The organism is Streptomyces sp. AP-93 (assembly GCF_022808175.1).
GTDB lineage: Bacteria > Actinomycetota > Actinomycetes > Streptomycetales > Streptomycetaceae > Streptomyces.
In genome coordinates this window covers 82,293-108,775 of the sequence record NZ_JALGBX010000018.1, presented here as the reverse complement: position 1 = coordinate 108,775, position 26,483 = coordinate 82,293, and the positions used below count along the sequence as shown (strand labels likewise).

The window sequence follows — 26,483 nt, the reverse complement described above, 5'->3', positions numbered from 1 at the left end:
ATTCAGCGCGATAGGGACGTGTACGAGACTCCGGTGAGCTTTTCGGAGGCGCCCCAGAGCCGTTCGCCGGACTTGTCGTCCAGGGTCCATTTCGCCCGCCGGGAACGGACGGGAGCGCCGCGCCAGCCGAGCCGCGGCCCGATGAACTCGTCGGGCCCGACGCCGGGCGCCGTGGCCGCGAACAGGGTGGGCAGCGCGCCGGCGGCAGCGGACTGCGCGATGACGGTGGTGCCGATCTCATGTCCGACGGCGGTGGCGGCCGCGGCGAACCGCGAGGTGAGCGTGGCCCCCGCCTGCGGGGTCGCCCCGACGTGCAGGTTGGTGGCGGCGTAGCCGGGGTGGGCGGCGGCCGCGACGACCTCGGAACCGGCGGCCGCCAGGCGGCGGGCGAGCTCGTGGGTGAAGAGCAGGTTCGCGCTCTTGGAACGGCCGTACGCGATCCAACGCCGGTAGTCCCGCTCGCTGTTCAGGTCATCGTGCGCCACGTCCCCGAGGGCGTGGAAGCTGCTGGAGAGGTTCACGATCCGGGCTCCGGGCGGGGCGTCGAGGAGCCGGGGCAGCAACAGCCCGGTGAGGGCGAAGTGGCCGAGGTGGTTGACCCCGAACTGCGTCTCGAACCCGTCGGCGGTCCGGCCGTAGGGCAGCGCCATCACGCCGGCGTTGTTGACGAGCAGATCAAGAGCCCCGCTCCGCCGCCGCCCGTACGCGGCCGCGAACTCCCGCACGGAGGCCAGATCGGCGAGGTCCAGCTCCATGAACTCCACTTCCGCGCCGGGTACTTCACCCCGCAACGCGACCTCGGCGGCCCGCCCCCGCGCCGCGCTCCGGCAGGCCAGCACCACCGAGGCGCCGCGGCGTGCGAGCTCCCGGGCGGCGGCGTAGCCGATCCCGCTGTTGCCTCCGGTGACGACGGCGGCACGCCCGCTCTGGTCCGGCATCCGGGTGGCCTTCCAGCCCGCCATGGCAGCTCCTCCCGTCCCGGCGGCCCCCACGGCCCACCGGCCCCCGCACCCTACTCCCGGCGCCGCGCCCGTAACACGGCCCCTCAATCCGGGCCCGCGCTCGGGTGCGCGCCGCCGCTGCGCGGGGCGGATTTCCCCTACCCGCCCTTCGCCCGTTCCCCGGGGCTCCGCCCCGACCCCGCGCCTCAAACGCCGGCGAGGCTGAAATGGCGCTCCGCGCCATCCAGCCCGCACCGGCCACATCCAGCCCCTCCGGCGTTTGAGGAGCGGGGGTCCGGGGGCTGGCCCCCGGGAACGGCGCCGCACCCGGCAACGGGTCCGGGCGGAGCCCGGGGAACGGGCGAAGGGCGGGTAGGGGACCAGCCCCGCGCCAGGGGCCGGACCCGGCTCGGGGCCCGCCCGCCGGGGGCCCGGGGCGGGCCCAGTAGGCTGCGGGTCCACCCGCTTCCCGTACCCCGAGGTCCACCCAGTGAGCTCCGCACCGCCCCCCGTACCCGTGTCGGTCGTCGGCCTCGGCGCCGACGGCTGGGACGGGCTGACCGCCCCCGCCCGGGCCGCGCTGGCCGGGGCCGAGGTGCTGATCGGCGGGCCACGGCAGCTGGACCTGATCCCCCTCGGGGAATGCGGCGGCGCCCGGGTGGCGTGGCCCAGCCCGCTGCGCCCGGCCGTGCCGAAGCTGATGGCCGAGCACGCGGGCCGCCGCATCGCGGTGCTGGCCAGCGGCGACCCGATGTTCTACGGGATCGGCCGCGCGCTGTCCGAGGAGCTCGGCCCCGGCGCCCTGCACGTCCTGCCGCACCCCTCCTCCGTCTCCTACGCCTGCGCCCGCCTCGGCTGGCCGGTGGAGGACACCGAGGTGGTCACCGTGGTCGGCCGCCCGGTGGCCCGGCTCGCGGCCGCGCTGTACGAGGGCCGCCGGGTCCTGGTGCTGAGTGCCGGAGCACTGACCGCAAACGAGATCGCCGCTCTGCTTCGAGAGCGGGGCTTCGGCCCCAGCCGGATGCGCGTCCTGGAACAGCTCGGCTCCGAGCGCGAGGACACGTACGAGGGTCTCGCCCAGACCTGGCAGCACCCGCCCGGCGACCCCCTGAACGTGGTCGCCGTCGACTGCCGCCGCGACCCCCGCGCCGAAGCCCCCCGGCTCGGCGCGACCCCCGGCCTGCCCGACGCCGCCTACGAGCACGACGGCCAGCTCACCAAGCGCCACGTCCGCGCCGCCACCCTGTGCGCCCTCGCCCCCGCCCCCGGCGAACTGCTGTGGGACATCGGCGGCGGCTCCGGCTCCATCGGCATCGAGTGGATGCGCACGCACCCCTCCTGCCGGGCGGTGACCGTGGAGCGGGTGACGGAGCGGGCCGCGCGGATCACCCGTAACGCGGCCGCCCTCGGCGTGCCCGCCCTGCGCGTGGTCACCGGCTCCGCGCCCGACGCGCTCGCCGGGCTGCCCGCCCCCGACGCGGTGTTCATCGGCGGCGGCCTGACCGCGCCGGGCCTGCTCGACGCGGCCTGGGAGGCACTGGCCCCCGGCGGCCGGCTCGTGGTGAACACGGTCACCCTGGAGTCGGAGGCGGTCCTCACCGACCGCTACCGGCGCCACGGCGGCGAGCTGGTGAAACTGGCCGTCGCGCACGCCGTACCGGTCGGCGGTTTCACGGGCTGGCGCCAGGCGATGCCGGTCACCCAGTGGTCCGTTACGAAGCCCCATCCCGAACCCGAATTGGTGGATCAGACGATATGACCGTGTACTTCATCGGTGCGGGCCCCGGCGCCGCCGACCTGATCACGGTGCGCGGCGCCCGGACGCTGGCCGCCGCCCCCGTCTGCCTGTACGCGGGCAGCCTGGTCCCCCGCGAACTCCTCGCCGAATGCCCGCCGGACGCCCGCCTGATCGACACCGCACAGCTGAATCTGGACGAGATCATCGCCGAGTGCGTACGCGCCCACGCGGCCGGCCAGGACGTGGCCCGGCTCCACTCCGGCGACCCCTCCGTCTTCAGCGCCGTTGCGGAGCAGATGCGCCGGCTCGACGCGGCCGGCATCCCCTACGAGGTCGTCCCCGGCGTCCCCGCCTTCGCCGCGGCGGCCGCCGCGCTGAAGCGGGAGCTGACCGTCCCCACCGTCGGCCAGACCGTGATCCTGACCCGGATCTCCCAGCAGGCCACGCCGATGCCGCCCGGCGAGGACCTCGCCACGCTGGGCCGCAGCGGGGCGCTCCTGGTGCTGCACCTGGCCACCCGCTACGTGGACCGGGTCGTGGACGAACTCCTGCCGCACTACGGGGCCGAGTGCCCGGCGGCGGTGGTCGCGATGGCCAGCCGCCCCGACGAGCTGATCCTGCGCGGGACGCTGGCCGACATCGCCGCCCAGGTGAAGGAGGCCGGGCTGGTCCGCACGGCCGTCATCCTGGTGGGCCGCACCCTGGGCGCCGAGCAGTTCCGCGACAGTCACCTGTACTCCGCCGAGCGCGACCGGCATGTCTGCTGATCCGGCCGGCCCGGGTCCGCACGTCCTGATCCTCGGCGGCACCACGGAGGCGCGCCGCCTCGCGGAGGCCCTGGCCGCCGCCCCGGACTCTCCCCGGGTGACCACCTCGCTGGCCGGCCGGGTCGCGTCGCCGGTACTTCCGCCGGGCGAGACCCGGATCGGCGGCTTCGGCGGTCCCGACGGCCTGGCGGCCTGGATCTCGGCCCACGGGGTCACGCACCTGGTCGACGCCACGCACCCCTTCGCGGAGCGGATGAGCTTCAACGCGGCCGGGGCCGCGGCCCTTTCGGGCGTACCGCTCCTCGCGCTGCGCCGCCCCGGCTGGACCCCGGGCCCCGGCGACGACTGGCACTTCGCGGACTCCCTCACCGAGGCGGCCGCGCTGCTCCCCGCGCTCGGCACCCGCGCCTTCCTGACCACCGGCCGGATGGGCCTGCACAGCTTCGCGCACCTCACCGAGCCCTGGTTCCTGGTGCGTTCGGTGGACCCCCCGGACGCCCCGACCCCGCCTCGCCTCGAAGTCCTGCTGGCCCGCGGCCCGTTCACACTGGCCGACGAGCGAGAACTCCTCGCCGGGCACCGCATCGACCTCCTGGTGAGCAAGGACAGCGGCGGCTCCGCCACCGCCCCCAAACTTGACGCCGCCCGCGAGGCCGGCATCCCGGTCCTCCTGGTCCGCCGCCCGCCGGTACCGCGGGGCGTCCCGCAGACCGGCTCGGTGGACGAAGTCCGGACCTGGCTGTCCGGCTGAGAGCCGAGAGGTGAGAGCTGCGGGCTGCGGGCTGCGGGCTGCCGCCCGGATTCCGGGTCCGGCAGCGCCGAGCTCGCCACGCCGAGGGATCGCGGAGGATCGATTCGCCGTTCGGAGCCCTTCTAGGGTCGTGCCCGCACTGCCCGACCCGCCCCCACGGAAAGGGATCCACTCCCTCATGAAGCTCCGCACCACCGCTGCCGCTGGCCTGGCGGCCTTCGCCCTGGTCCTGTCGCTGCCCGGCTCGGCCCTCGCCGCCGAAGGCTATTTCCACTACAAGTACGTCGACGGATACGGGCAGGAGCAGCACGTCACCCTGCACGACCCGCACAGCGGCAAGTGCGTCAACCTCTACGCCGTCGCCGACGACGACGAGCAGCCCGGCTACGGCCCGCACAACGACACTGACTCCGCCGTGGTCGTCTACGCGGGTGCCAACTGCGAGGGCCCCGAGTGGAGGCTGCGGGCGCACGGAAACCCGGCGCGCGACGACCTCCTCGTCCGCTCCGTACGCTTCGAAGTCAAGACCGGCTAGCGCGCGGAGCCCCCTGAACCCGGTGAGCCCCGGGGCGGCCAACCGCCCCGGGGCTCACACCTGTTCGCCGCCCGGCAGGCGTCAACCGTACCGGCGCGGAGTCCACGTCACCCTCGACCCGTCGGGCCGCACGGTCACCTGGGTCTGCGAGGAGCCGATCAGCAGGATCGTCCGCATGTCCACCTCGGACGGCTCCAGTTCGGCCAGCGTGACGATCCGGACCGACTGCTCCGGCCCGCCCACGTCGCGCGCCACGACCACCGGGGTCTGCGGTGCGCGCAGCTCCAGGAGCAGTTCGCGGGCCTGGGCCACCTGCCAGTTCCGGCTGCGCGAGCCCGGGTTGTACAGGGCCAGTACGAGATCCGCCGCGGCGGCCGCGCGCAGTCGCTCCGCGATGACCTCCCAGGGCTTGAGCCGGTCCGAGAGGGAGATGGTGGCGTAGTCGTGGCCGAGCGGGGCTCCGGCCGCGGCGGCCGCCGCGTTGGCGGCCGTCACCCCGGGCAGCACCCGTACGGGCACGTCCTTGTACTCGGGCTGCCCCGCGACCTCCAGGACGGCGGTGGCCATGGCGAAGACCCCGGGGTCACCGCCGGAGACCACGGCCACCCGCTTGCCGCGCCGGGCGAGGTCGAGCGCGAACTCGGCTCGCTCCGACTCGACCTTGTTGTCGGAGCCGTGCCGGATCTGGCCCGGCTTGACCGGCACCCGGTCCAGGTACGTCGTGTAGCCGACCAGCACTTCGGCGTCGGCCAGCACCCGCCGGGTCTCGGCGGTGAGCCACAGCGGCCCGGCCGGTCCGGTGCCGACGACGGCGACCTCGCCGGGGCCGGACGGCACGCTGCCCGGGTTCCCGATCCGGCTGGGCACCACGGCGACGGCGAAGTAGGGGACGGATTCGGGGTCGGTGTCGGCCAGGACGCCGGTCCGCTCCCCCGCCATCGTGGCGCGCTCCACGTAGCGCGCCTCGGCGAGCCGGCCGCTGTTCTCCATGGCCCGCCGGATGGCGGGGAAGGTGCGGCCGAGCTTCATCACGACCGCCGAGTCGGTGGCGGCGAGGCGGGCCGTGAGCTCCTCCTCGGAGAGGGTGCCGGGCAGGATCGTCAGCACCTCCTCGCCCTCGACGAGCGGGGTGCCGAGCCGTGCGGCGGCGGCGCTCACCGAGGTCACCCCGGGGATCACCTCGGTCTCGTACCGGCCGGAGAGCCGCTTGTGCATGTGCATGTACGAGCTGTAGAAGAGCGGGTCGCCCTCCGCGAGCACGGCGACGGTGCGGCCGGCGTCCAGGTGGACGGCGAGCCGGGCGGCGGAGGCCTCGTAGAACTCCTCCATCGCACCCTGGTAGCCGCCGGGGTGGTCGGTGGTCTCGGTGGTGACCGGGTAGACCAGCGGCTCCTCGATGTGGTCGGTGCGCAGGTGCTTCGCGGCGATGGAGCGGGCGATCGAGCGGCCGTGGCGGGCGGAGTGGTACGCGACCACGTCGGCCTCCGCGATCACCTCGACGGCGCGCAGCGTCATCAGCGAGGGGTCGCCGGGCCCGAGCCCCACTCCGTAAAGCCGTCCGGTGCTCATTCGGCCACGCTCGCGATGGCGTTGACGGCGGCGGCGGCCATGGCGCTGCCTCCGCGCCGGCCCCGGACGATCAAGTGGTCGAGGGCGGAGGGGTGTTCGGCGAGGGCGTCCTTGGACTCGGCGGCGCCGATGAACCCGACGGGGACCCCGATGACCGCGGCGGGGCGCGGGGCGCCCTCCTCGATCATCTCCAGCAGCCGGAAGAGCGCGGTCGGCGCGTTCCCGACGGCGATCACCGATCCCTCCAACAGGCCCCGGTCCCGCCAGACTTCGAGGGCGGCGGCGCTGCGCGTCGTGCCCATCTTCGCGGCGAGCTCCGGCACGGCCGGGTCGGAGAGGGTGCAGATCACCTGGTTGTCGGCGGGCAGCCGCTTGCGGGTGACCCCGCTGGCGACCATCTGCACGTCGCACAGGATCGGCGCGCCGGCCTCCAGGGCGGCGCGCGCCCGCAGGACGACCTCGGGCGAGTAGCCCAGGTCCCGGGTCAGGTCGGTCATCCCGCAGGCGTGAATCATGCGCACCGCGACCTGGGCGACCGAGGCGGGCAGCCCGGAAAGGTCCGCCTCGGCGCGGATCGTGGCAAAGGACTGGCGGTAGATCTCGGCGCCGTCCTTCTCGTACTCGAACACGGTGTACTCGCTCATTTCTTCACTGCGTCTTCGGACACTCGGGGTTGGCTGCGCGCGTCGGCGACGGCCTGGGCAAGTTCGTGGGACGGCACCGGGCGACCGTCGAGGCGGTACCCGCCGGGGGTGGCGACGAGGTCGACCCAGGCGGCGCCGCGCGGATGCCCGCACCGGCGCTCGCACCCGGACCAGTGCACGGGCGCGCCGCCGGGCCCGGCCGGCGCCTCACCGTCCGCGACGCCCGCACCGTCCGCGTCCACGACGGCCCGCGCGTCGGCGCGTACGTCGGACAGCGCCTTGGCGCAGCCCGGCCGCCCGGTACATGCGGTGACGGACTCCCAGGGGCCGTCGGGTGCGACGGACAGGCCGGCGGCCACGAGCTGGGCGTAGCCGTCGACGGGCCGCCGGGTGCTCGCGCGGGGCAGGACGATGCTCCGCCAGGGGGTGATCCGCAGCTCGCCGTCGCCGCCATCGGCGCCGGTGCCGGTGCCGGTGCCGCCGTCGGCGCCGGTGCCTCCGTCGGCGTCCTCGGCTCCCTCGCCGCCGCCCGCGACGCGCACCAGGAGCCGCCACTGGTCCGCGGTGAGCCGGCCGAGCGGGGGCAGTACGCACAGCGGCGTGCGGTCACCGGTGCCGGCGCCCCACGGCTTGGGCGGCGGGGCGTACGGCCAGGCCACCTCGGGAACGAGGTCCGCCGCGATGCCGGCCGCCCCGAGCCGTGCCGCGAGCTCCGCGGCCTCCAGGGCGTGTACGGCGGGGAGTTCGGACACCCGCCAGGCGCGGGTGCCGGCGGCGTCCGCGGAGTCGAGGAAGTACTCGGCAGCGAGCAGCGCGGCCCGGGGCGCGTCGGGAGCATCCACCTCCACGGCGTCCGGGGCCGCGCCGAGCCGGACCAGTGCCCGGCCCCGCGGTCCGCCGAGCACGGTGACATCGGGGTCGAGCGCGGCGACGTCACCGCGCCCGTCGTCGATGGCGAACAGGAACCGTCCGGACAGGGCCGCCGCTCGGGTGCTCGCGCACAGCAGCCGGTCCAATTCCCCGACCCAGGGGGTCACATGGGGCCGCTCGGGGCTCAGGATCCCCGACAGCGGGGTCGCCACGATGTTCCGTACGCGCTCGTGGCCCGGCGCGGGCAGCAGTCCGGCCCCGTCCAGCAGCTCCGCCAGCCCCCCGCCGCAGCCTTCGGCGAGCCCGCGCAGTTGCACGTTCCCGCGCGAGGTGAGTTCCAGGTGGCCGTCCCCGAACCGGTCGGCGGCGAGCGCCAGTACCGAGGCCTGCCGGGCGGTCAGCAGACCCCCCGGGATCCGGACCCGCGCCAGGTACCCGTCGTCGGCGGCATGCAGGCGCAGCGCGCCGGGGCAGGCGTCGCCGCGATCCCGTATGACGGGTTCGTCCCGCGCTGTGGCGGAGGGGGGCGTGGGCATGGCGGCGAGCATACCCACGATTCTGCGCCCACCCCCTGTGTCGATCACCACCCCGAACCGGCCACCGTCCGGCCCCCCGGTCTCTCCCGGCCCCGCCGAATCCAGCCCCGCCGGCGTTTGAGGCGCGGGGCCCGGGGCAGAGCCCCGGCAGCGGCGCCGCACCCGACCACGCCCACGCCCACGCCCCCGGACCCGCCCCCGGACCCGCCCCAAGACCCCCACTCACCAGCCCCCTAAGATGAGTCCAAGGCGGCCAACAGGCCCGCCATCGCCGAGGACGGCGACATGGGAGGAAGCCCGGTGCGAATCCGGCGCGGTCCCGCCACTGTGAATCCGCGCGGCCCCGGCCGCACCGGATGAGTCAGGAACTCCCGCCGTCCTCACTGCCCGGGGCGCGGAAACCCCGAGGAAGGCCTGCCGCCGCATGATCCTGCTGCTGTCGACGTCCGACACCGATCTGCTCAGCGCCCGCGCAGCGAACGCCGGGGACGCTCCCGTCCCGTACCGGTTCGCCAACCCCTCCCGCCTTCCCCTCGACGACCTCCCCGGTCTCCTCGACGGCGTGACCCTGGTCGTCGTACGCCTCCTCGGCGGCCTGCGTGCCTGGCAGGACGGCCTCGACCTGCTCCTGGCCCCCGGCCAGACCCGCCCGGTGGTCGTCCTGACCGGCGAACAGGCCCCCGACGCCCAGCTGATGGAAGCCTCCACCGTCCCGATCGGCATCGCCGCCGAGGCGCACGGCTACCTCGCCCACGGCGGCCCGGCCAACCTGGACCAGCTCGCCCGCTTCCTCTCCGACACCGTGCTGCTGACCGGCCACGGTTTCGAGCCCCCGGCGGCCTCCCCCACGTGGGGCCCGCTGGAGCGCACCCCGCAGCGCACGGAGGGCCCCCGGATCGCGGTGCTCTACTACCGCGCGCACCAGATGAGCGGCAACACCGCCTTCGTGCACACCCTCTCCGAGGCGATCGAGGCCCACGGCGCCCAGGCGCTCCCCCTCTACGTCTCCTCCCTCCGCTCCCCGGAGCCGGAGCTGATCGAGCAGCTCGCGTCCGCCGACGCGATCGTCACCACGGTCCTCGCGGCCGGCGGCACCAAGCCCGCCACCGCCTCCGCCGGCGGTGACGACGAGTCCTGGGACGCCGGCGCCCTCGCCGCCCTCGGCGTGCCGATCCTGCAGGCCCTGTGCCTGACCGGCTCCCGGTCCGCCTGGGAGGCGAACGACGAGGGCCTGTCCCCCCTCGACGCCGCCACCCAGGTCGCCGTCCCGGAGTTCGACGGCCGCCTGATCACCGTCCCGTTCTCCTTCAAGGAGCTGGACGAGGACGGCCTGCCCGCCTATGTCGCCGACGCCGAGCGGGCCGCCCGCGTGGCCGGCATCGCCGTGCGCCACGCGCGCCTGCGCCACATCGAGCGCCGCGACAAGAAGATCGCCCTGGTCCTCTCCGCGTACCCCACCAAGCACTCCCGCATCGGCAACGCGGTCGGCCTGGACACCCCGGCCAGCGCCGTGGAGCTGCTGCGCACGCTCATCGCGGGCGGGTACGACTTCGGCCCCGTCGAGGACGTCCCGGGCCTGGTCTCCGGTGACGGCGACGAGCTGATCCGCGCGCTGATCGAGGCCGGCGGCCACGACCAGGACTGGCTCACCGAGGAGCAGCTCGCCCGCAACCCGGTCCGCATCCCGGCGGCCGACTACAAGCGCTGGTTCGCCGAGCTCCCGGCCGAGCTGCGCGAAAGCGTCGAGCGGCACTGGGGCGAGGCCCCGGGCAACATGTTCGTGGACCGCTCGGCCAACCCCGAGGGCGACATCGTGCTGGCGGCACTGCGCCGCGCCAACCTCCTCATCCTCATCCAGCCGCCGCGCGGCTTCGGCGAGAACCCGATCGCGATCTACCACGACCCGGACCTGCCGCCCTCGCACCACTACCTGGCCGCGTACCGCTGGATCCAGGCCCGCGCCGAGGACGGCGGTTTCGGCGCCGACGCGATGATCCACCTGGGCAAGCACGGCAACCTGGAGTGGCTGCCGGGCAAGAACGCCGGCCTGTCGGCGGCCTGCGCCCCCGACGCCGCGCTCGGCGACCTGCCCCTCATCTACCCGTTCCTGGTCAACGACCCGGGCGAGGGCACCCAGGCCAAGCGCCGCGTGCACGCCACGCTGGTCGACCACCTGGTGCCGCCGATGGCGCGTGCGGAGTCGTACGGCGACATCGCGCGCCTGGAGCAGCACCTCGACGAGTACGCCCAGATCTCCGCGATGGACCCGGCGAAGCTGCCGGCCATCCGCGCCCAGATCTGGACCCTGATCCAGGCCGCGAAGCTGGACCACGACCTGGGTCTGGAGCAGCGCCCCGACGACGACGGCTTCGACGACTTCCTCCTCCACGTCGACGGCTGGCTGTGCGAGATCAAGGACGCCCAGATCCGCGACGGCCTGCACGTCCTGGGCGGCGCCCCGACCGGCGACGCCCGCGTCAACCTGGTCCTCGCCATCCTGCGCGCCCGCCAGATCTGGGGCGGTACGACGGCCCTGCCGGGTCTGCGCGAGGCGCTCGGCCTCGACGAGTCCGCGGCCACCCGCACCACCGCCGACGAGGCGGAGGAGACGGCCCGCGCGCTGGTCCAGGCGATGGAGGACGCGAACTGGGCTCCGGAGGCGGTGGCTTCGGTCGCCGCCGGGCACTCGGCGGACGTGGCGGCCGTACTGGACTTCGCGGCCCGCGAGGTCGTCCCGCGGCTGGCAGGCACCACCGACGAGATCGCCCACGTGGTGAGCGCCCTGGACGGCGCCTTCGTCCCGGCGGGCCCCTCCGGCTCCCCGCTGCGCGGTCTGGTCAACGTGCTGCCGACCGGCCGCAACTTCTACTCGGTGGATCCGAAGGCCGTCCCCTCGCGCCTCGCGTGGGAGACCGGCCAGGCCCTGGCCGACTCCCTGCTGACCCGCTACCGCACGGACAACGGCGAATGGCCCGCCTCCGTCGGCCTGTCCCTGTGGGGCACGAGCGCGATGCGCACCTCGGGCGACGACGTGGCCGAGGCCATGGCGCTGCTCGGTGTCCGCCCAGTCTGGGACGAGGCCTCGCGCCGCGTCACCGGCCTGGAGCCGATCCCGCTCGCGGAGCTCGGCCGGCCGCGCATCGATGTGACCCTGCGCATCTCGGGCTTCTTCCGCGACGCGTTCCCGCACGTCATCGGCCTGCTGGACGACGCGGTACGGCTGGCGGCCTCGCTGGAGGAGCCCGCGGAGGACAACTTCGTACGGGCCCACGCGCAGGCGGACCTGGCCGTGCACGGGGACGAGCGGCGGGCCACCACCCGCATCTTCGGCTCGCGCCCCGGTACGTACGGCGCGGGCATCCTGCAGCTGATCGACTCCCGCGACTGGCGCACCGACGCCGACCTGGCGGAGGTCTACACGGTGTGGGGCGGGTACGCGTACGGCCGGGGCCTGGAAGGGCGCGCGGCGCGCGAGGAGATGGAGACCGCCTACAAGCGGATCACGGTCGCGGCGAAGAACACCGACACCCGTGAGCACGACATCGCCGACTCCGACGACTACTTCCAGTACCACGGCGGCATGGTGGCCACCGTCCGCGCCCTGCGCGGGACGGCCCCCGAGGCGTACATCGGGGACTCGACCCGGCCCGAGACGGTCAAGACGCGCACGCTGGTCGAGGAGACCTCCCGGGTCTTCCGTGCCCGCGTCGTGAACCCGAAGTGGATCGAGGCGATGCGCCGCCACGGTTACAAGGGAGCCTTCGAGCTCGCGGCCACGGTCGACTACCTCTTCGGCTACGACGCCACGACCGGGGTGGTGGCCGATTGGATGTACGACAAGCTGACCGAGACGTACGTCCTGGACCCGGAGAACCGCGCCTTCCTGGAGGAGGCCAACCCCTGGGCCCTGCACGGGATCGCGGAGCGGCTGCTGGAGGCCGAGTCCCGCGGGATGTGGGAGAAGCCGGACCCGCAGGTCCTGGAGGCGCTGCGCCAGGTGTACCTGGACACGGAGGGCAACCTCGAGGGCGAAAGCGACTAACCGGGCACCGGCTGGATCAGACTGAGCCGCATGTGCCACTACTGCGGCTGCCGCGAGATCCCCCTGATCAAGGAGTTCATCGCCGAGCACGAGGCGGTGACGAACGCCGCGGGCGACGCCCTGCGCGCCCTGGACGCGGGGGACCTCCCGAGGGCGCGTGTCCTGGTCGCGGAGATGACGGCCGTCCTGCTCGCCCACTGGAAGGGCGAGGAGGACGGCCTGTTCACCGTCATGGAGCAGGACCCGGAGTACGCCCCGTACATCGCGGCGCTGGTCGGGGAGCACCGCGAACTGGCGGCGTTCCTCGCCGGCGCCGACCTGGCGGACCCGGCGGACACGGCGGCGCTGCGCCGGGCGGTGGAGGAGCTCCACCACCACATCGCGAAAGAGGAGGACGGCCTCTTCCCCGCGTCCCTCACCGCCCTGACGGGCGACGACTGGGACCTGTCCATCAAGGCCTGGCGCGCGGCCCATCCCGACGGGGACCTGAGGCCCGCCGGGTAGCCGGGCACCCGGCGGCCGCGCCTACTTCGTGGTCTGGTTCAGCGCCACCAGCGCCTGGGCCCAGCGCGCGTACTTCAGCTGGCCGAAATCGGCGACGGTCTTCACCCCGAACGCTTCGAGGAGCAGCTCGCCGTCCTTGTCGGTGACTCCCTTGAGCGCGGCCACCGGCGCCGCGAGCACCTCCGCGAGCGGCTTGTCTGCCCACGCCTTGTCCAGCACCTTGTCGAGGTCGATCGCCATGAGTCTCTCTCTCCCGGAACTCGAAAGTATGAACTGATGGGGCAAACCTAGAACAATCGGACAAGCATGTCGGGGTGCGACACCAGCGCCTCGGGCGCGCCGGGCACCCTTCCGGCCAAGGGGCGGGCGTCCCCCCTCACCCTTACCGATTCCACGTATAATCCGCCCCGTTCACCCTGTACGTCGCGTCGGATATCGGAATCGAAAAGGCTGTGACCAAGAAATGAATTCACTGCGGGCGCTTCTCGACGGCGGGATTCCGCTGGTGGCCGTCAGCTTCGACGACAGCGAGACCGAGCCGCGCGCACACGCCGCGAAGAGCGCCGGCGTCGACGTGGCCGAACTGCGCGTCGACCGGTACGCGGCGACCGACACGGCCCACGTCCTGGCGCAGGTGGACGCGTTCAAGGCACTGCCCGTCCTGGCCACCATCCGGTCCGCCCACGAAGGCGGCGACTGGAAGGGCACCGAGGCGCAGCGCCTCGAACTGTTCCGCGCGCTCGCCCCTCAGGTCCAGGCCGTGGACATCGAACTCTCCTCCGGGGAAATCCTGTCCGAGGTGATCGAGGCCGCCCACCGGCACGACACGGTGGCGCTCGTCTCCTATCACAATTTCGAATTCACCCCGGCCACCGAGGAACTCCAGGCCGTCATCGACGACGCGAAGAGCGCCGGCGCCGATGTGGTGAAGGTGTCCACCATGGCCCGGTCCGAGGACGACGTCCGGCGGCTGGCCTCGCTGCTGCTGCGCGCCGGAGCCGAGGACACCCGGCTGATCGTCATCGCCATGGGCGGGGCCGGAGCGGTCTCGCGCGTCTTCTTCCCCGCCCTCGGCTCGCGGATCACGTACTCCTTCTTCGGCGCCAGCTCCGCCCCCGGCCAGCTCGACTTCCCCGAGACCTTCGGCCTGCTGCGCAAGTTCTACCCGGCGTTCGACGAGCGGAAGTCCGCCGGGGCCTGAGCCCCGGGCCGGAGAGGGGAACCCAGCCCCGGGCCGGGGAGGGGGACCCCCTTCCCGGCCGCCACGGCAGCCTCACTACCGGTCCCCGGCCCCATCCGCCACAGAACGACCCGCGCGTCACCTGATGAAGTGAACTCCCCCTTATCCCACCGGCAACACGGGTAGTGCCCTGCTGATCTCGTGAGGAACCAACGAGACAGTCAGATGAAAGGCCCACCCTGCCGTGACGCAGCCGTTTCAACTGCCGGATTTCTATGTGCCTTATCCGGCGCGACTGAACCCCCACCTGGAGGACGCCAGGGTCCACACCAAGAAGTGGGCCCGCGACTTCGGGATGCTGGAAGGTTCCGGCGTCTGGGAGGAGAGCGACCTCGACTCGCACGACTACGCCCTGCTCTGCTCCTACACCCACCCCGACTGCGGCAGCGAGGCGCTGTCCCTGGTCACCGACTGGTACGTGTGGGTGTTCTTCTTCGACGACCACTTCCTGGAGATGTTCAAGCGCTCCCAGGACCGTGCGGGCGCCAAGGCCTACCTCGACCGGCTCGGCGCCTTCATGCCGATGGACCTGGGCCCCTCCTTCGACGGGTTCCCCGAGGCCACCAACCCCGTCGAGGCAGGACTCGCCGACCTGTGGGCCCGTACCGTCCCGGCCATGTCGATGGACTGGCGGGAACGGTTCTCCCTGTCCACCAAGAACCTGCTCGACGAGTCGATGTGGGAACTCGCCAACATCAACATCGGACGGGTCTCCAACCCCCTCGAATACATCGAGATGCGCCGCAAGGTCGGCGGCGCCCCCTGGTCGGCCGGGCTCATCGAGTTCGTTTCCGCGGAGGTCCCGGCGCGCGTCGCGCACTCCCGCCCCCTCGGCGTGCTGCGCGACGCCTTCTCCGACGCCGTGCACATCAGGAACGACATCTTCTCCTACCAGCGCGAGGTCTCCGATGAGGGCGAACTCTCCAACGCCATCCTGGTGCTGGAGACCTTCCTCGGCTGCACCACCCAGGAGGCCGCCGAGGCCTCCAACGACCTCCTCACCTCCCGGCTCCAGCAGTTCGAGCAGACCGCCCTCGCCGAACTCCCCCAGCTCTTCGCCGACCACGCCATGAACCCGGCGGAGATCGCCGCCGTCCTCGCCTACGCCAAGGGGCTCCAGGACTGGCAGTCCGGCGGCCACGAGTGGCACATGGTCTCCAGCCGCTACATGAACAAGGAGGCCCGGGCCACCGCGCCGCTCACCCTGCCGTTCATGCCCACGGGCCTGGGCACCACCGCGCTCGACCTCCGCTCCATCCTCGCCCCCCGCGCCATGGAACTGCGCCGGCGCTCCTTCACCCACGCCCCCTTCGAGCGCACTGGCCCGTCCGTCGTCCCGGACATCTACATGCCGTTCCCGCTCACCCTCAGCCCCCACCACATCCGCGCGCGCGAGGAATCCATCGAGTGGTCCCGGGAGATGGGCCTCCTCCACCCACAGCCCGGCGACCCCGGCTCGACGATCTGGAACGAGGAGAAGCTGCGCGGCTACGACTTCGCGCTCTGCTCGGCCGGCATCGACCCCGACGCCACCCCCGAGGCCCTGACCCTCAACGCCCTCTGGCTGACCTGGGGTACGTACGCCGACGACTACTATCCGCTGGTCTTCGCGCAGGCCAAGAACCTGGCCGCCGCCAAGGCCGCCACGGCCCGGCTCATCGCCATGATCCCGGTGGACCACGCCGAACAGGCGACGCCGGCGATCGCGATGGAGCGCTCGCTGGGCGACCTGTGGGTGCGCACCAGCCGCGACATGGGCCCCGACATGCGCACGGAGTTCCGGGCCACGCTCGTGGGCATGCTGGAGAGCTGGCTGTGGGAGGTGGAGAACCAGATCCAGAACCGCATCCCGGACCCGGTGGACTACGCCGAGATGCGCCGCTACACCTTCGGCACCTACCTCACCACGTACCTGTGCCGACTCGGCCAGGCAGGCCGGGGCATCCCTCCCGAGATCTACGCCTCCGGCACCATCCGCTCCCTGGAGAACGCGGTCGCCGACGCCGCCTGCCTGATGAACGACATCTTCTCGTACCAAAAGGAGGTGGAAGTCGAGGGCGAGGTGCACAACTACGTGCTCGTGACCCGCAACTTCTTCGACATCGGCTACGCGGAGGCCCTGCACATCTGCCACTCGCTGATGACGCAGCGCACCGAGGAGTTCGAGCACATCATCGCCTCCCAACTGCCGCTGCTCTACGAGGACTGGAAGCTGGACGAGGGAGCCCGGGCGGGACTCGACAGCTATGTCGGCGAGTTGCAGGACTGGCTCGCCGGAATCCTCAACTGGCACCAGAAGGTGAAGCGTTACCGCGAGGAGGACCTTCACCGGCTGGGTGACGGGATCTCCACCGGCGTCCTGAGCCCCGGCTTCGGCATGTCGGCGGCCCGGATCTCCCTGCCCGCCCGCTGAGCTGCCGAGCCCTTCAGAACTCGTCCGCCGTATGCGGGAGCAGCGCGGTGCGCAGCCCCGCGTCCAGGGCCGCCGCCGCGCCGGACGTGTGCTCCACCACCAGTGCGGCCGCGACCAGTTCGACGGCCCGGGTCCCGCCGAGGTAGCAGGCCGCGAGCTCCCGTACGTCCAGGGACAGGTCCGGGGCCCGGCCCGGGGCGGGCTCGTACGCCGCCCCGTCCGGTCCGGCCTTCAGGAGGAACCGCCCCGCGTTCGCGGGCAGCCGTACGTCGGTCAGCTCCAGTACGAGTTCCACGGGCGCGGCCCACGCGCGCCCGGTCAGTGCCGCCGCCACGTCGACCAGCCGCAGCCACAGCGCCGGGAACACGGAGGTGACCCGGACCTGGTCCCGGTCGGCGGCGAAGTGCAGCAGCGGGTCGTCGGCCGGCCGGCCCCACGCGATGACCCGGCCGGTGAGGTCGAGGGAGGCCAGGCACTGCCACAGCGCGGCGGCGGCCTCCGGGGTGTCGGCCTCCAGCTCGTCGACCCGGACCAGGCCCGGGGTCCGTACGCCCCCGGAGTCCTCCCCCGGCTTCGTGCGGTAGAGGACGTAGCCCGCGATCGGCTCGCCCGGCTCCCCCAGGACGACGATCCGCGGCGGGCTGAGCTCCTCGTCCTCCTCGTCCTGCTCGGTGAGCCACTCCTCGGTCCAGCGCCGGTCGCTGCGGGTGGGCCGCCCGGCCCGGACCGCGCGGGCCGCCTCGTGGTACGGGCCGACGACGGCGACGGCGTCCTCGGGGTCCGCGGTGGCGACCAGCCGCAGCGGCCGCCGGTCCGGCTCGATGCGCAGGGCCAGCGGCCGGGTGGAGTCGATCTCGATGGTGGCGCCCTGGGTGGCGCCGCCGTAGCCGAAGCGCCCGTAGATGGCGGCCTCGGAGGCCCACAGTGCCGCGACGGGGCTGCCGGCCGCCCCCGCCCGCCGCAGCATCTCGTCCATCAGGGCGGTCAGCACGCCGCGCCGGCGGTGGGTGGGGGCGACGGAGACGAAGGTGAGCCCGGGACAGGACAGGTCCGCCCCTGGCACCGAGAGCCGGAACGCGTGCGCGGCCATGAAGCCGACGATCGCGTCGCCGTCGTAGGCCCCGATCCGCAGGCAGTGGCCGAGCAGTTCGCGGTGCCGCTCGCGCACCTCCTTCTCGGGGCGGTCGTGGAAGACCAGGTACGCGAGCTCCAGAGCACGGTCGATGTCGAACTCGGGCACCTCGCGGATCTCCACCATGATCCGGAGACTAATCGGTCATGGCGGACCAGTCACTTCATAAGGGGCGGATTCCCGCCACGGCCGGGTGCATTCCCGCCCCGGCCGGCTACGGGTCAGCGCGCCGCGGGCCCCGTCCAGCCTGCCGGGACGCGTCCGAGGCGGATCCGCTGCGGGTGGTCGCCGACGGGTACGGACACCCGCTTGGTGCCGGTCGCGAAGTCGATGGCCGTGACCTGGTCGGCGCCGCTCTCGGAGATCACGCAGCCGGAGCCGTCGCCGTCGACCGTGGCCCAGTACGGCTTGGCGGCGGGTACGAGCGGACCTTGCTCCAGGGTGGCCCGGTCCACGACGGTCACGTAGTCGTCCATGGTCCCCGCGACGCACAGCTTGGACCCGTCCGGGCTCATGGACATGCCGTGGTGCCGGGAGTCGTTGACCCACGTGGTGCGGTCGGTGCTGGTGGCGGGGTTCTCGGGGAGGGTCTTGATCCGGGTGATCCGGTCGGCGGCCACGTCGTACTCGACGAAGCCGTTGAAGAAGGAGACCTGGAAGTACAGCTGCGACTCGTCCGGGGCGAAGGACATGGGCCGTACCGCGTCGGACAGGTCGGAGCGCCCGAATGCGTCCAGGCGGGCCCGCATGTCGATCACCCGGACCGGGCGGAGGGTCTGCGCGTCGGCGACCGTGATCCTGCGGTCCCCCTTCGTCCAGTCCAGCCAGGGCGCGTCGAGGGCCGAGGTCACGTCACCGATGGAGCTGTTCCACAGGAAGCGGCCGCCCTGGGTGAAGGTGTTCTCGTGCGGCTTGTCGCCGGTGGCGAAGGAGCCGGCCTGCCGGCCGGTCGCGATGTCGAGGACGTGCACGGTGTTGGCGGTGGAGGCCGAGACCGCCACGCGGGTGCCGTCCGGGGAGACCGCCATGTGGTCGGCCCGGTAACCGGCCACGGGAAAGCGCCAGTTGACCCGGCCGGTGCGGACGTCGATGGAGACGACGTCCGCGAAGCTGGGGCGGGAGGCGACGACCGCGGAACCGTCCGGGGTGGTGTACATGTCGTCCACGAACTGGTCGTGGCCCTCGCCCGCGGTGGCCCGGACGCCCAGGAAGTAGGCGAGTTTCACCGGGTTGAGGTAGATCTCCCGGAGCCGCTCCTGCTTGTCCGGGATCATGTTGATCCGGCCCACCTTGGCCAGGTTCCCGGTGGAGGCGAGGACGTCGGCGGTGCCCTCCCAGTTGTTTCCCACGAACAGGACCTCGCGCGGGCCGGAGCCGGCGGCCCCGGTGCCCGCCGCGAATCCGGCGCCCACCGCGGGCGCGGGACCGGCCACGAGGGCGGCCAGCGCCAGCGCGGCCACGGCCGCCACGGCCGACAAGGCGCGATGGTTACTCGATCGACTGGCGAACATCCGGTCAACTCCGTTACGGGGAGACGCTGTTACCGGCCGGTAAGATAGGTGGAACAACGAAAGGGCGCAACCCCCACGGGGTTGCGCCCTTTCCGCACCGCGCCAGAAAGCTAGAGCTCGTCACCTCTTCAAGCGACGGAACCGATCCTGCTGATCACCGTGTTCGCGACGTCCGGGTGGATCGGGATGTGCGCGCCGGTCAGGGCCACGCCGGTGCCGCCGCGCCGGTTGGCGACGATCTCGGCGGCGATGGACAGCGCGGTCTCCTCCGGGGAACGGGCCCCGAGGTCCAGGCCGATCGGGGAGCGCAGCCGGGCCAGTTCGAGCTCGGTCACACCGACCTCGCGGAGCCGCTTGTTGCGGTCCTCGTGGGTGCGGCGGGAGCCCATGGCGCCGACGTAGGCGACGGGAAGTTTGAGGGCCAGTTCGAGGAGCGGGACATCGAACTTGGCGTCGTGCGTGAGGACGCAGAGGACCGTCCGGCCGTCGACCGTACCGGCGGAGGACTGCTCCTCAAGGTAGCGGTGCGGCCAGTCGACCACGATCTCGTCCGCTTCGGGGAAACGCTTCTTCGTGGCGAAGACGGGCCGGGCGTCGCACAGCGTCACCCGGTAGCCGAGGAACTTGCCGATCCGCACCAGGGCGGAGGCGAAGTCGATGGCCCCGAAGACGATCATCCGCGGCGGCGGGACGCTGGACTCGACGAGCACCTTGAGCGGCTCTCCGCAGAGGCGGCCGTCGGCGCCGATCTCCAGCACACCGGTCTTGCCGGCATCGAGCATGGCCCGCGCCTCGTCGGCGATGGCGCGGTCCAGCTCGGGGTGACCGCCGAACCCGCCCTCGTAGGAGCCTTCGCCCCGGACGAGTACGGCGCGGCCCATGAGCTCGGCCGGGCCCTCGGCGATCCGGGCGACCGCCGCCGCCTCCCCGCGGGCGGCGGCGGCCAGCGAGGCCGCGAACACCTCCCGTGCGGGAGAGCCCACGGGGACCGGGGTCACGAGGATGTCGATGATTCCGCCGCAGGTCAGACCGACGGCGAAGGCATCGTCATCGCTGTACCCGAAGCGCTCCTGGACGGTCTCGCCGTCCTCCAGCGCCTGCTGGCACAGCTCGTACACCGCACCCTCCACGCATCCACCGGAGACCGAACCGATGGCCGTGCCGTCACTGTCGACGGCGAGGGCCGCTCCGGGCTGCCTGGGTGCGCTCCCGCCGACCGCCACGACCGTGGCGACGGCGAAGTCACGTCCCTGCTCGACCCACCGGTTCAGTTCTTCGGCGATATCCAGCATGGGGGCCTCCTCGGAGGGGTTCAGATTCCAGTATCGGATACGTGGAGGGTGCGGCTTTTGGTACTGATCGGATCAGCCGGGGTCAGCTGACCCCGAGCCAGCCCTCGATCGGGTGGAGCGCGAAGAAGACCAGGAAGATTCCGGTCAGCGCCCACATGAAGGCACCGATCTCGCGCGCCTTGCCCTGAGCGACCTTGATGGCGACGAAGGAGATGACACCCGCGGCGACACCGGCGGTGATCGAGTAGGTGAAGGGCATGACCACGACGGTCAGGAAGACCGGGATCGCGGTCGAGCTGTCGGCCCAGTCCACGTGGCGGGCGTTCTGCATCATCATCGCGCCGATGACGACGAGGGCCGCGGAGGCGACCTCACCCGGGACGATCTGCGTGATCGGGGTGAAGAAGAGGCAAGCGGCGAAGAAGAGGCCGGTGACGACGGAGGCGAGGCCTGTGCGGGCACCCTCACCGACGCCGGTGGCGGACTCGACGAACACGGTCTGGCCGGAGCCACCCGCGACGCCACCGATGGCGCCACCGGCACCGTCGATGAACAGCGCCTTGGACAGGCCCGGCATGCGGCCCTTGTCGTCGGCGAGCTTGGCCTCGGTGCCGACGCCGATGATGGTGGCCATCGCGTCGAAGAAGCCGGCGAGCACCAGGGTGAAGACGATCATGCCGACCGTCATGTAGCCGACGTCGCCCCAGCCGCCGAAGGAGACGTCACCGAAGAGGGAGAAGTCCGGCGCCGAGACCGCGGAGCCGGTGAGCTCCGGGGCGCCGTTCTTCCAGGCCTTCGGGTCGATGTCCACGATGGCGTTGAGGATCGCGGCGAGGACCGTGCCGCCGACGATGCCGATCAGGATCGCGCCGGGGATCTTCCGCGCCTGGAGCATGAAGATGGCGATCAGGGTGACGGCGAAGAGCAGGACGGGCCAACCGGAGAGTTCACCGGTCGCACCGAGCTGGACGGGGGGCATGAACTCCCCGCCGTTGCCGACGAAGCCCGCCTTCACGAAGCCGATCAGGGCGACGAAGAGGCCGATGCCCATGGTGATGGCGTGCTTGAGCGCGAGGGGGATCGCGTTCATGATCATCTCGCGGAGGCCGGTGACGACCAGGAGACAGATCACGACGCCGTAGACCACGCACATGCCCATGGCCTGCGGCCAGGTCATCTGGGGGGCTACCTGCGAGGCCAGCACGCCGGACACGGAGAGACCGGCGGCGAGCGCGAGCGGGACCTTGCCGACGAAGCCCATGAGGAGCGTCGTGACGGCTGCGGCGAACGCCGTGGCGGTGATGATCGCCGAGGCGGCCATCGTGTCGCCCGCGACGTCCTTGCCCGAAAGGAGCAGGGGGTTCAGCAGGAGGATGTAGGCCATGGCCATGAAGGTCGTGATACCGCCACGAACCTCGTTGCCGACCTTGGATCCGCGCTTGCTGATGTGAAAGTACCGGTCGAGCCAAGACTGTCCAGCGGGAGTAGAAGAGCCGTCTCCGGCTCCCTCCGCACTGGTCTTGGGCTCCACAGAGGACTGGGTCATGGTGCCTAACTCCCAAGGTTCAAAGGGGCACCCGCATAAAGATTGGAGACACGGGATTTGGGAAAACGCGTTTGGCTGCACGACCCGGGGTGACGGCCCGAGGCGACGCACATTGTGCACTGCGTGTACTGCGGGTACTGCGAGGGTTCTGCGGTACGGCTGGTACTCCTGGTGTCACCTGGGGTAGGCGGTGCACCGGGGGGTACTACTGGGGGGTACTTCCGGTGAAACTGACCGCGAGCGGTGCGGTACTGATGACTCCGGACTTCTGTGCTCCGGGCGGTGCGACTGGAAGTGTGACGTTCCCGTGTCACACCGCCCGGAAATCTGGGGGGGGTCCGGGGGCCTCGCGGCCCCCGGACCACGCCGTCCTAGAGGGTGCCGGTGAGCAGTTCCGGACGGATCGGCGTCTTGTTGATCTCCAGACCGGTCGCCGCCCGGATCGCCGCGATGACGGCCGGGGTGGACGAGAGGGTCGGGGCCTCGCCCATACCGCGCAGGCCGTACGGGGCCTTCGGGTCGGCGAGCTCCAGGACGTCGACCGGGATGGTCGGGGTGTCGAGGATGGTGGGGATCAGGTAGTCCGTGAAGGAGGGGTTGCGCACCTTCGCGGTCTTCGGGTCCACGATGATCTCTTCCATGATCGCGACGCCCAGGCCCTGGGTGGTACCACCCTGGATCTGGCCGACCACGGAGAGCATGTTCAGCGCCTTGCCGACGTCCTGGGCGGTCGCCAGCTCGACGACCTTGACGAGGCCGAGCTCGGTGTCCACCTCGACGACCGCGCGGTGCGCGGCGAAGGTGTACTGGACGTGGCCGTTGCCCTGGCCGGTGACCAGGTCGAAGGGCTCGGTCGGGGCGTGACGGAACTCGAGCTCGATGTCGATCGCGTCCTCGCCCTCGAGGATGTCGGCGATGTCCGCGAGGACCTCTCCGCCATCGGTGACGACCTTGCCGCCTTCGAGGAGCAGCTCGGCGGTCGCCCACGCGGGGTGGTACGAGCCGTTCTTGCGCCGGCCGATCTCCAGGACCGCCTCGCGGACGGCCTCACAGGTGTTCTTCACCGCGCCACCGGTCATGTACGTCTGCCGCGAGGCGGACGTGGAACCGGCGGAGCCGACCTGGGTGTCGGCCGGGTGGATGGTCACCTGCGTGACACCCAGCTCGGTACGGGCGATCTGCGCGTGGACGGTGATACCGCCCTGGCCGACCTCCGCCATGGCCGTGTGGACCATCGCGACGGCCTCGCCGTTGATGACCTCGAGGGTCACGCGGGCGGTGGAGTAGTCGTCGAAGCCCTCGGAGAAGCCGACGTTCTTGATGCCGACCGCGTAGCCGACGCCGCGGACGACGCCTTCACCGTGGGTGGTGTTCGACAGACCACCGGGCAGCGCGCGGACGTCCGCGCTCTCGCCGGCGGACTCCCACTGGCGCTCCGGCGGCAGCGGACGGGCCTTGACCCGGCGCAGCAGCTCGGCGACGGGCGCCGGAGCGTCCACGACCTGGCCGGTGGGCATGATCGTGCCCTGCTCCATGGCGTTGAGCTGGCGGAACTCGACCGGGTCCATGCCCAGCTTCGCCGCGAGCTTGTCCATCTGGGCCTCGTAGGCGAAGCAGGCCTGGACGGCGCCGAAGCCGCGCATCGCGCCACAGGGCGGGTTGTTCGTGTAGAGCGCGATCGCCTCGATGTCCACGTCCTCCAGGACGTACGGACCGACCGAGAGGGAGGAGGCGTTGCCCACGACCGCCGGGGAAGCGGACGCGTACGCGCCGCCGTCCAGGACGATCTTGCACTTCATGTGCGTGAGCTTGCCGTCCTTGGTGGCGCCGTGCTCGTAGTACAGCTTCGCCGGGTGACGGTGCACGTGGCCGAAGAAGGACTCGAAGCGGTTGTAGACGATCTTGACCGGCTTCTGCGTGGCCAGGGCCAGCAGGCAGGCGTGGATCTGCATCGAGATGTCTTCACGGCCACCGAACGCGCCGCCGACGCCCGAGAGCGTCATGCGGACCTTCTCCGGCGGCAGGCCCAGGACCGGGGCGATCTGCTGGAGGTCCGAGTGCAGCCACTGGGTGGCGACGTAGAGCTCGACACCGCCGTCCTCGGACGGTACGGCCAGACCGGACTCCGGGCCGAGGAAGGCCTGGTCCTGCATGCCGAAGGTGTACTCGCCCTCGACGATGACGTCGGCGCGCTTGCGGGCCTCTTCCACGTTGCCGCGGATGATCGGCTGGCGGTGCACGATGTTCGGGTGCGGGACGTGACCGATGTGGTGGTCGTCGCGGCCCTCGTGGATCAGCGGCGCGCCCTCGGCGAGGGCGGAGGCCTCGTCCGTGACGAGCGGCAGCTCACGGTAGTCGATCTTGATCTTGGCGGCCGCGCGGCGGGCGGTCTCCGGGTGGTCGGCGGCCACGAGGGCGACCGGCTCACCGTGGTGACGGACCCGGCCGTGGGCGAGAACCGGGGTGTCCTGGATCTCGAGGCCGTAGTTCTTCATCTCGGCCGGCAGGTCGTCGTACGTCAGCACCGAGTAGACACCCGGCATCGCCAGGGCCTCGGAGATGTCGATCGAGACGATCTCGGCGTGGGCCACGGTGCTGCGGAGCGTCTGGCCCCACAGCATGTCCTCGTGCCACATGTCCGAGGAGTACGCGAACTCACCGGTCACCTTGAGGGTGCCGTCCGGGCGCAGCGTGGACTCGCCGATGCCGCCCTTGGTGTGCTTCTGCGTGACGTTGGTCGGCGTGCCCGCCGGGACCGTGCGCGTGTTCTGGGCCATGGTCAGACCGCCTCAGACTGACGGGCGGCCGCGAGGCGGACCGCGTCGAGGATCTTCTCGTAGCCCGTGCAGCGGCAGAGGTTGCCGGACAGGGACTCACGGATGTCCTGGTCGGACGGGGAGGGGTTCTCCTCCAGCAGCGCGTCCGCCTGGACCAGGAGGCCCGGGGTGCAGAAACCGCACTGGACGGCGCCGGCGTCGATGAACGCCTGCTGGATGGTGGAGAGCTCGACGCCCTCACCGGTCTGCGAGTCGCCCGGCTTGGCCTGCCACTGCTTGGCCGCGTCCAGGGTGACGCCGCCCTTGCTGCCGCAGCCGCCGCCGGTGCCGCAGGCACCGCCGTGGCCGTGCTCGTCGCGCTGCTTGGCGAACTCCGCCAGGCCCTCGACGGTCACGACGTCGCGGCCCTCGACCTGACCGGCCGCGACCAGGCAGGAACAGACCGGCACGCCGTCGAGACGGACGGTGCAGGAACCGCACTCGCCCTGCTCACAGGCGTTCTTCGAACCGGGCAGGCCCAGGCGCTCGCGCAGGACGTAGAGAAGGGACTCGCCCTCCCAGACGTCGTCGGCTTCCTGCTGACGGCCGTTGACAGTGAAATTGACGCGCATGATTACGCAGCCCCTTCAAGCGAGCGGCCGTTGTTCGAACCGCGGTACTGCTCCCACGTCCAGACGAGCTGGCGGCGAGCCATGATGCCGACCGCGTGGCGGCGGTACTTCGCCGTGCCGCGGACGTCGTCGATCGGGTTGGCCGCGCCCGAGGCGAGGTCACCGAACTGCTTGGCGATCGACGGGGTGATGACGTTGCCGGACTCCCAGAAGCCGCCCTCTTCGAGCGCGGCGTTGAGGAACTCCTCGGCGGCCTTCGCCCGGATCGGGGTCGGCGCGGCCGAACCGATACCGGTACGGACCGTGCGGGTCTCGGGGTGCAGCGCCAGGCCGAACGCGCAGACGGCGATGACCATCGCGTTGCGGGAGCCGACCTTGGAGTACTGCTGGGGGCCGTCCGCCTTCTTGACGTGGACGGTCTTGATGAGCTCGTCGGCGGCCAGCGCGTTGCGCTTGACGCCGGTGTAGAACTCGTCGATCGGGATCAGGCGGGATCCGCGTACGGACTCCACCTCGACCTCGGCACCCGCCGCGAGCAGCGCGGGGTGGGAGTCGCCGGCCGGCGATGCGCAACCGAGGTTGCCGCCGACACCGCCGCGGTTACGGATCTGCGGGGACGCGACCGTGTGCGAGGCGAGCGCGAGTCCCGGAAGCTCCGTGCGGAGGTTCTCCATGATCTGCGTGTACGGGACGGAGGCGCCCAGACGTACCACGTCCTCGCCGACCTCCCACTCCCGCAGGAGACCGATGCGGTTCAGGTCCAGGAGGTACTCCGGCCGACGGTGGTCGAAGTTGATCTCGACCATCACATCGGTGCCACCCGCAATCGGCACAGCTGTGGGGAACTCGGCCTTAGCGGCGAGCGCCTCCTCCCAGCTGGCGGGGCGAAGGAAGTCCATGTGCGGCTCTCTTCTTCTTAATCGGGTCGTTCACTTCAAGCCAGGAGGCCGTTGGGCCCTCGACTGGTCGTTCACGTGCTGTTAACGCGGTGTGGACTCAGTACACCGGCCGCGTGTCCCCCGGGTGCAGTCACCGAAACCATGAAGGAGTTGGCTGGGGACCTC

At 72.0% G+C, this 26,483-nt stretch carries 20 protein-coding genes and 1 riboswitch; of the genes, 8 read left to right on the top strand and 12 right to left on the bottom strand.

Translation table 11 applies throughout. The features are described 5' to 3' along the window. Positions 1–2: 2 nt before the first annotated feature. Entirely contained in the window at positions 3–962 is a 960-nt protein-coding gene (locus tag MTF69_RS27320; RefSeq protein WP_243338799.1) for an oxidoreductase, read from the bottom strand. Positions 963–1,431: 469 nt separating this feature from the next. Here MTF69_RS27320 and cbiE point away from each other — a divergent pair, with 469 nt between their 5' ends. The 4 genes from cbiE (at position 1,432) to MTF69_RS27300 (ending at position 4,732) form a co-directional block, all read left to right on the top strand. After that, positions 1,432–2,700 (top strand): precorrin-6y C5,15-methyltransferase (decarboxylating) subunit CbiE, encoded by a 1,269-nt coding sequence (gene cbiE / locus MTF69_RS27315; RefSeq protein ID WP_243338796.1) that lies wholly within the window; start codon positions 1,432–1,434, stop codon positions 2,698–2,700. Beyond that, positions 2,697–3,446: a precorrin-4 C(11)-methyltransferase gene (gene cobM, locus MTF69_RS27310; protein WP_243338795.1), complete on the top strand. Its 750-nt coding sequence runs from the start codon at positions 2,697–2,699 to the stop codon at positions 3,444–3,446. Before cbiE ends, cobM begins: the two co-directional genes overlap by 4 nt. Then, the gene (locus MTF69_RS27305; RefSeq protein WP_243338792.1) at positions 3,436–4,197 is read left to right on the top strand and encodes a cobalt-precorrin-6A reductase; all 762 of its coding nucleotides are present in this window, start codon (positions 3,436–3,438) and stop codon (positions 4,195–4,197) included. The genes cobM and MTF69_RS27305 overlap by 11 nt, the downstream gene beginning before the upstream one ends. A gap of 178 nt (positions 4,198–4,375) precedes the next feature. Beyond that, positions 4,376–4,732, top strand: a complete 357-nt coding sequence (locus MTF69_RS27300; RefSeq protein ID WP_243338789.1) for a hypothetical protein — start codon at positions 4,376–4,378, stop codon at positions 4,730–4,732. An 81-nt stretch (positions 4,733–4,813) separates the two neighbouring features. Here the strand turns inward: MTF69_RS27300 and MTF69_RS27295 are convergent, their stop codons facing one another. Genes MTF69_RS27295 through MTF69_RS27285 form a run of 3 tightly spaced genes read right to left on the bottom strand, consistent with a single transcriptional unit; the run spans position 4,814 to position 8,351 of the window. Further along, on the bottom strand, positions 4,814–6,301 hold the full coding sequence (locus MTF69_RS27295; protein ID WP_243338787.1) for a precorrin-2 C(20)-methyltransferase: 1,488 nt from the start codon (positions 6,299–6,301) through the stop codon (positions 4,814–4,816). After that, complete coding sequence (locus MTF69_RS27290) at positions 6,298–6,945, bottom strand: precorrin-8X methylmutase (RefSeq protein WP_243338785.1); 648 nt, start codon at positions 6,943–6,945, stop codon at positions 6,298–6,300. The genes MTF69_RS27295 and MTF69_RS27290 overlap by 4 nt, the downstream gene beginning before the upstream one ends. Further along, the gene (locus MTF69_RS27285; protein WP_243338783.1) at positions 6,942–8,351 is read right to left on the bottom strand and encodes a cobalamin biosynthesis protein CobG; all 1,410 of its coding nucleotides are present in this window, start codon (positions 8,349–8,351) and stop codon (positions 6,942–6,944) included. The genes MTF69_RS27290 and MTF69_RS27285 overlap by 4 nt, the downstream gene beginning before the upstream one ends. Before the next feature lie 289 nt (positions 8,352–8,640). After that, positions 8,641–8,722: riboswitch (cobalamin riboswitch) on the top strand. A 53-nt stretch (positions 8,723–8,775) separates the two neighbouring features. On the opposite strand from MTF69_RS27285, the gene cobN reads away from it, so the two are divergent. Then, positions 8,776–12,393 carry a cobaltochelatase subunit CobN gene (cobN, locus tag MTF69_RS27280; RefSeq protein WP_243338781.1) on the top strand — a complete coding sequence of 1,206 codons (3,618 nt, stop codon included), beginning with the start codon at positions 8,776–8,778 and terminating at the stop codon, positions 12,391–12,393. Positions 12,394–12,423: 30 nt separating this feature from the next. Beyond that, positions 12,424–12,897, top strand: a complete 474-nt coding sequence (locus tag MTF69_RS27275; protein ID WP_243338779.1) for a hemerythrin domain-containing protein — start codon at positions 12,424–12,426, stop codon at positions 12,895–12,897. Positions 12,898–12,918: 21 nt separating this feature from the next. Here the strand turns inward: MTF69_RS27275 and MTF69_RS27270 are convergent, their stop codons facing one another. Continuing rightward, positions 12,919–13,137: a hypothetical protein gene (locus MTF69_RS27270; RefSeq protein ID WP_243338778.1), complete on the bottom strand. Its 219-nt coding sequence runs from the start codon at positions 13,135–13,137 to the stop codon at positions 12,919–12,921. A gap of 223 nt (positions 13,138–13,360) precedes the next feature. Here MTF69_RS27270 and aroD point away from each other — a divergent pair, with 223 nt between their 5' ends. Together aroD and MTF69_RS27260 are read left to right on the top strand one after the other, a co-directional pair. Continuing rightward, positions 13,361–14,098 carry a type I 3-dehydroquinate dehydratase gene (gene aroD, locus MTF69_RS27265; protein WP_243338776.1) on the top strand — a complete coding sequence of 246 codons (738 nt, stop codon included), beginning with the start codon at positions 13,361–13,363 and terminating at the stop codon, positions 14,096–14,098. Positions 14,099–14,321: 223 nt separating this feature from the next. Next, positions 14,322–16,550: a germacradienol/geosmin synthase gene (locus MTF69_RS27260; RefSeq protein ID WP_243338775.1), complete on the top strand. Its 2,229-nt coding sequence runs from the start codon at positions 14,322–14,324 to the stop codon at positions 16,548–16,550. Between the two features lie 13 nt (positions 16,551–16,563). Here the strand turns inward: MTF69_RS27260 and MTF69_RS27255 are convergent, their stop codons facing one another. The 7 genes from MTF69_RS27255 to MTF69_RS27225 all read right to left on the bottom strand — a co-directional run bounded on the left by MTF69_RS27255 (position 16,564) and on the right by MTF69_RS27225 (position 26,318). Then, positions 16,564–17,808, bottom strand: coding sequence for a GNAT family N-acetyltransferase (locus MTF69_RS27255; RefSeq protein WP_243338774.1), 1,245 nt, complete (start codon positions 17,806–17,808; stop codon positions 16,564–16,566). A gap of 95 nt (positions 17,809–17,903) precedes the next feature. Further along, complete coding sequence (locus tag MTF69_RS27250; RefSeq protein WP_243338772.1) at positions 17,904–19,193, bottom strand: YncE family protein; 1,290 nt, start codon at positions 19,191–19,193, stop codon at positions 17,904–17,906. A gap of 128 nt (positions 19,194–19,321) precedes the next feature. Beyond that, a complete protein-coding gene (locus MTF69_RS27245) occupies positions 19,322–20,485 on the bottom strand; it encodes an XdhC family protein (protein ID WP_243338771.1) in 1,164 nt (387 codons plus the stop codon). Between the two features lie 82 nt (positions 20,486–20,567). After that, positions 20,568–22,031 carry an NCS2 family permease gene (locus tag MTF69_RS27240; RefSeq protein WP_243338770.1) on the bottom strand — a complete coding sequence of 488 codons (1,464 nt, stop codon included), beginning with the start codon at positions 22,029–22,031 and terminating at the stop codon, positions 20,568–20,570. A gap of 371 nt (positions 22,032–22,402) precedes the next feature. After that, positions 22,403–24,808, bottom strand: a complete 2,406-nt coding sequence (locus MTF69_RS27235; RefSeq protein ID WP_243338768.1) for a xanthine dehydrogenase family protein molybdopterin-binding subunit — start codon at positions 24,806–24,808, stop codon at positions 22,403–22,405. A 2-nt stretch (positions 24,809–24,810) separates the two neighbouring features. Beyond that, positions 24,811–25,419 carry a (2Fe-2S)-binding protein gene (locus tag MTF69_RS27230; RefSeq protein ID WP_243338761.1) on the bottom strand — a complete coding sequence of 203 codons (609 nt, stop codon included), beginning with the start codon at positions 25,417–25,419 and terminating at the stop codon, positions 24,811–24,813. A 2-nt stretch (positions 25,420–25,421) separates the two neighbouring features. Next, positions 25,422–26,318 carry a xanthine dehydrogenase family protein subunit M gene (locus MTF69_RS27225; RefSeq protein WP_243338754.1) on the bottom strand — a complete coding sequence of 299 codons (897 nt, stop codon included), beginning with the start codon at positions 26,316–26,318 and terminating at the stop codon, positions 25,422–25,424. Between the last annotated feature and the right edge of the window lie 165 nt (positions 26,319–26,483).

What these genes read in the sequence shown, in the direction of transcription:
- MTF69_RS27300 (WP_243338789.1), top strand. Translation starts at nt 4,376, where the DNA reads ATGAAGCTCCGCACCACCGCTGCCGCTGGCCTGGCGGCCTTCGCCCTG.
- MTF69_RS27250 (WP_243338772.1), bottom strand. Translation starts at nt 19,193, where the DNA reads ATGTTCGCCAGTCGATCGAGTAACCATCGCGCCTTGTCGGCCGTGGCG.
- MTF69_RS27290 (WP_243338785.1), bottom strand. Translation starts at nt 6,945, where the DNA reads ATGAGCGAGTACACCGTGTTCGAGTACGAGAAGGACGGCGCCGAGATC.
- MTF69_RS27255 (WP_243338774.1), bottom strand. Translation starts at nt 17,808, where the DNA reads ATGGTGGAGATCCGCGAGGTGCCCGAGTTCGACATCGACCGTGCTCTG.
- MTF69_RS27230 (WP_243338761.1), bottom strand. Translation starts at nt 25,419, where the DNA reads ATGCGCGTCAATTTCACTGTCAACGGCCGTCAGCAGGAAGCCGACGAC.
- MTF69_RS27245 (WP_243338771.1), bottom strand. Translation starts at nt 20,485, where the DNA reads ATGCTGGATATCGCCGAAGAACTGAACCGGTGGGTCGAGCAGGGACGT.
- MTF69_RS27275 (WP_243338779.1), top strand. Translation starts at nt 12,424, where the DNA reads ATGTGCCACTACTGCGGCTGCCGCGAGATCCCCCTGATCAAGGAGTTC.
- MTF69_RS27305 (WP_243338792.1), top strand. Translation starts at nt 3,436, where the DNA reads ATGTCTGCTGATCCGGCCGGCCCGGGTCCGCACGTCCTGATCCTCGGC.
- aroD (WP_243338776.1), top strand. Translation starts at nt 13,361, where the DNA reads ATGAATTCACTGCGGGCGCTTCTCGACGGCGGGATTCCGCTGGTGGCC.
- MTF69_RS27235 (WP_243338768.1), bottom strand. Translation starts at nt 24,808, where the DNA reads ATGGCCCAGAACACGCGCACGGTCCCGGCGGGCACGCCGACCAACGTC.
- MTF69_RS27320 (WP_243338799.1), bottom strand. Translation starts at nt 962, where the DNA reads ATGGCGGGCTGGAAGGCCACCCGGATGCCGGACCAGAGCGGGCGTGCC.
- cobN (WP_243338781.1), top strand. Translation starts at nt 8,776, where the DNA reads ATGATCCTGCTGCTGTCGACGTCCGACACCGATCTGCTCAGCGCCCGC.
- MTF69_RS27270 (WP_243338778.1), bottom strand. Translation starts at nt 13,137, where the DNA reads ATGGCGATCGACCTCGACAAGGTGCTGGACAAGGCGTGGGCAGACAAG.
- MTF69_RS27225 (WP_243338754.1), bottom strand. Translation starts at nt 26,318, where the DNA reads ATGGACTTCCTTCGCCCCGCCAGCTGGGAGGAGGCGCTCGCCGCTAAG.
- cobM (WP_243338795.1), top strand. Translation starts at nt 2,697, where the DNA reads ATGACCGTGTACTTCATCGGTGCGGGCCCCGGCGCCGCCGACCTGATC.
- MTF69_RS27285 (WP_243338783.1), bottom strand. Translation starts at nt 8,351, where the DNA reads ATGCCCACGCCCCCCTCCGCCACAGCGCGGGACGAACCCGTCATACGG.
- MTF69_RS27240 (WP_243338770.1), bottom strand. Translation starts at nt 22,031, where the DNA reads ATGACCCAGTCCTCTGTGGAGCCCAAGACCAGTGCGGAGGGAGCCGGA.
- MTF69_RS27295 (WP_243338787.1), bottom strand. Translation starts at nt 6,301, where the DNA reads ATGAGCACCGGACGGCTTTACGGAGTGGGGCTCGGGCCCGGCGACCCC.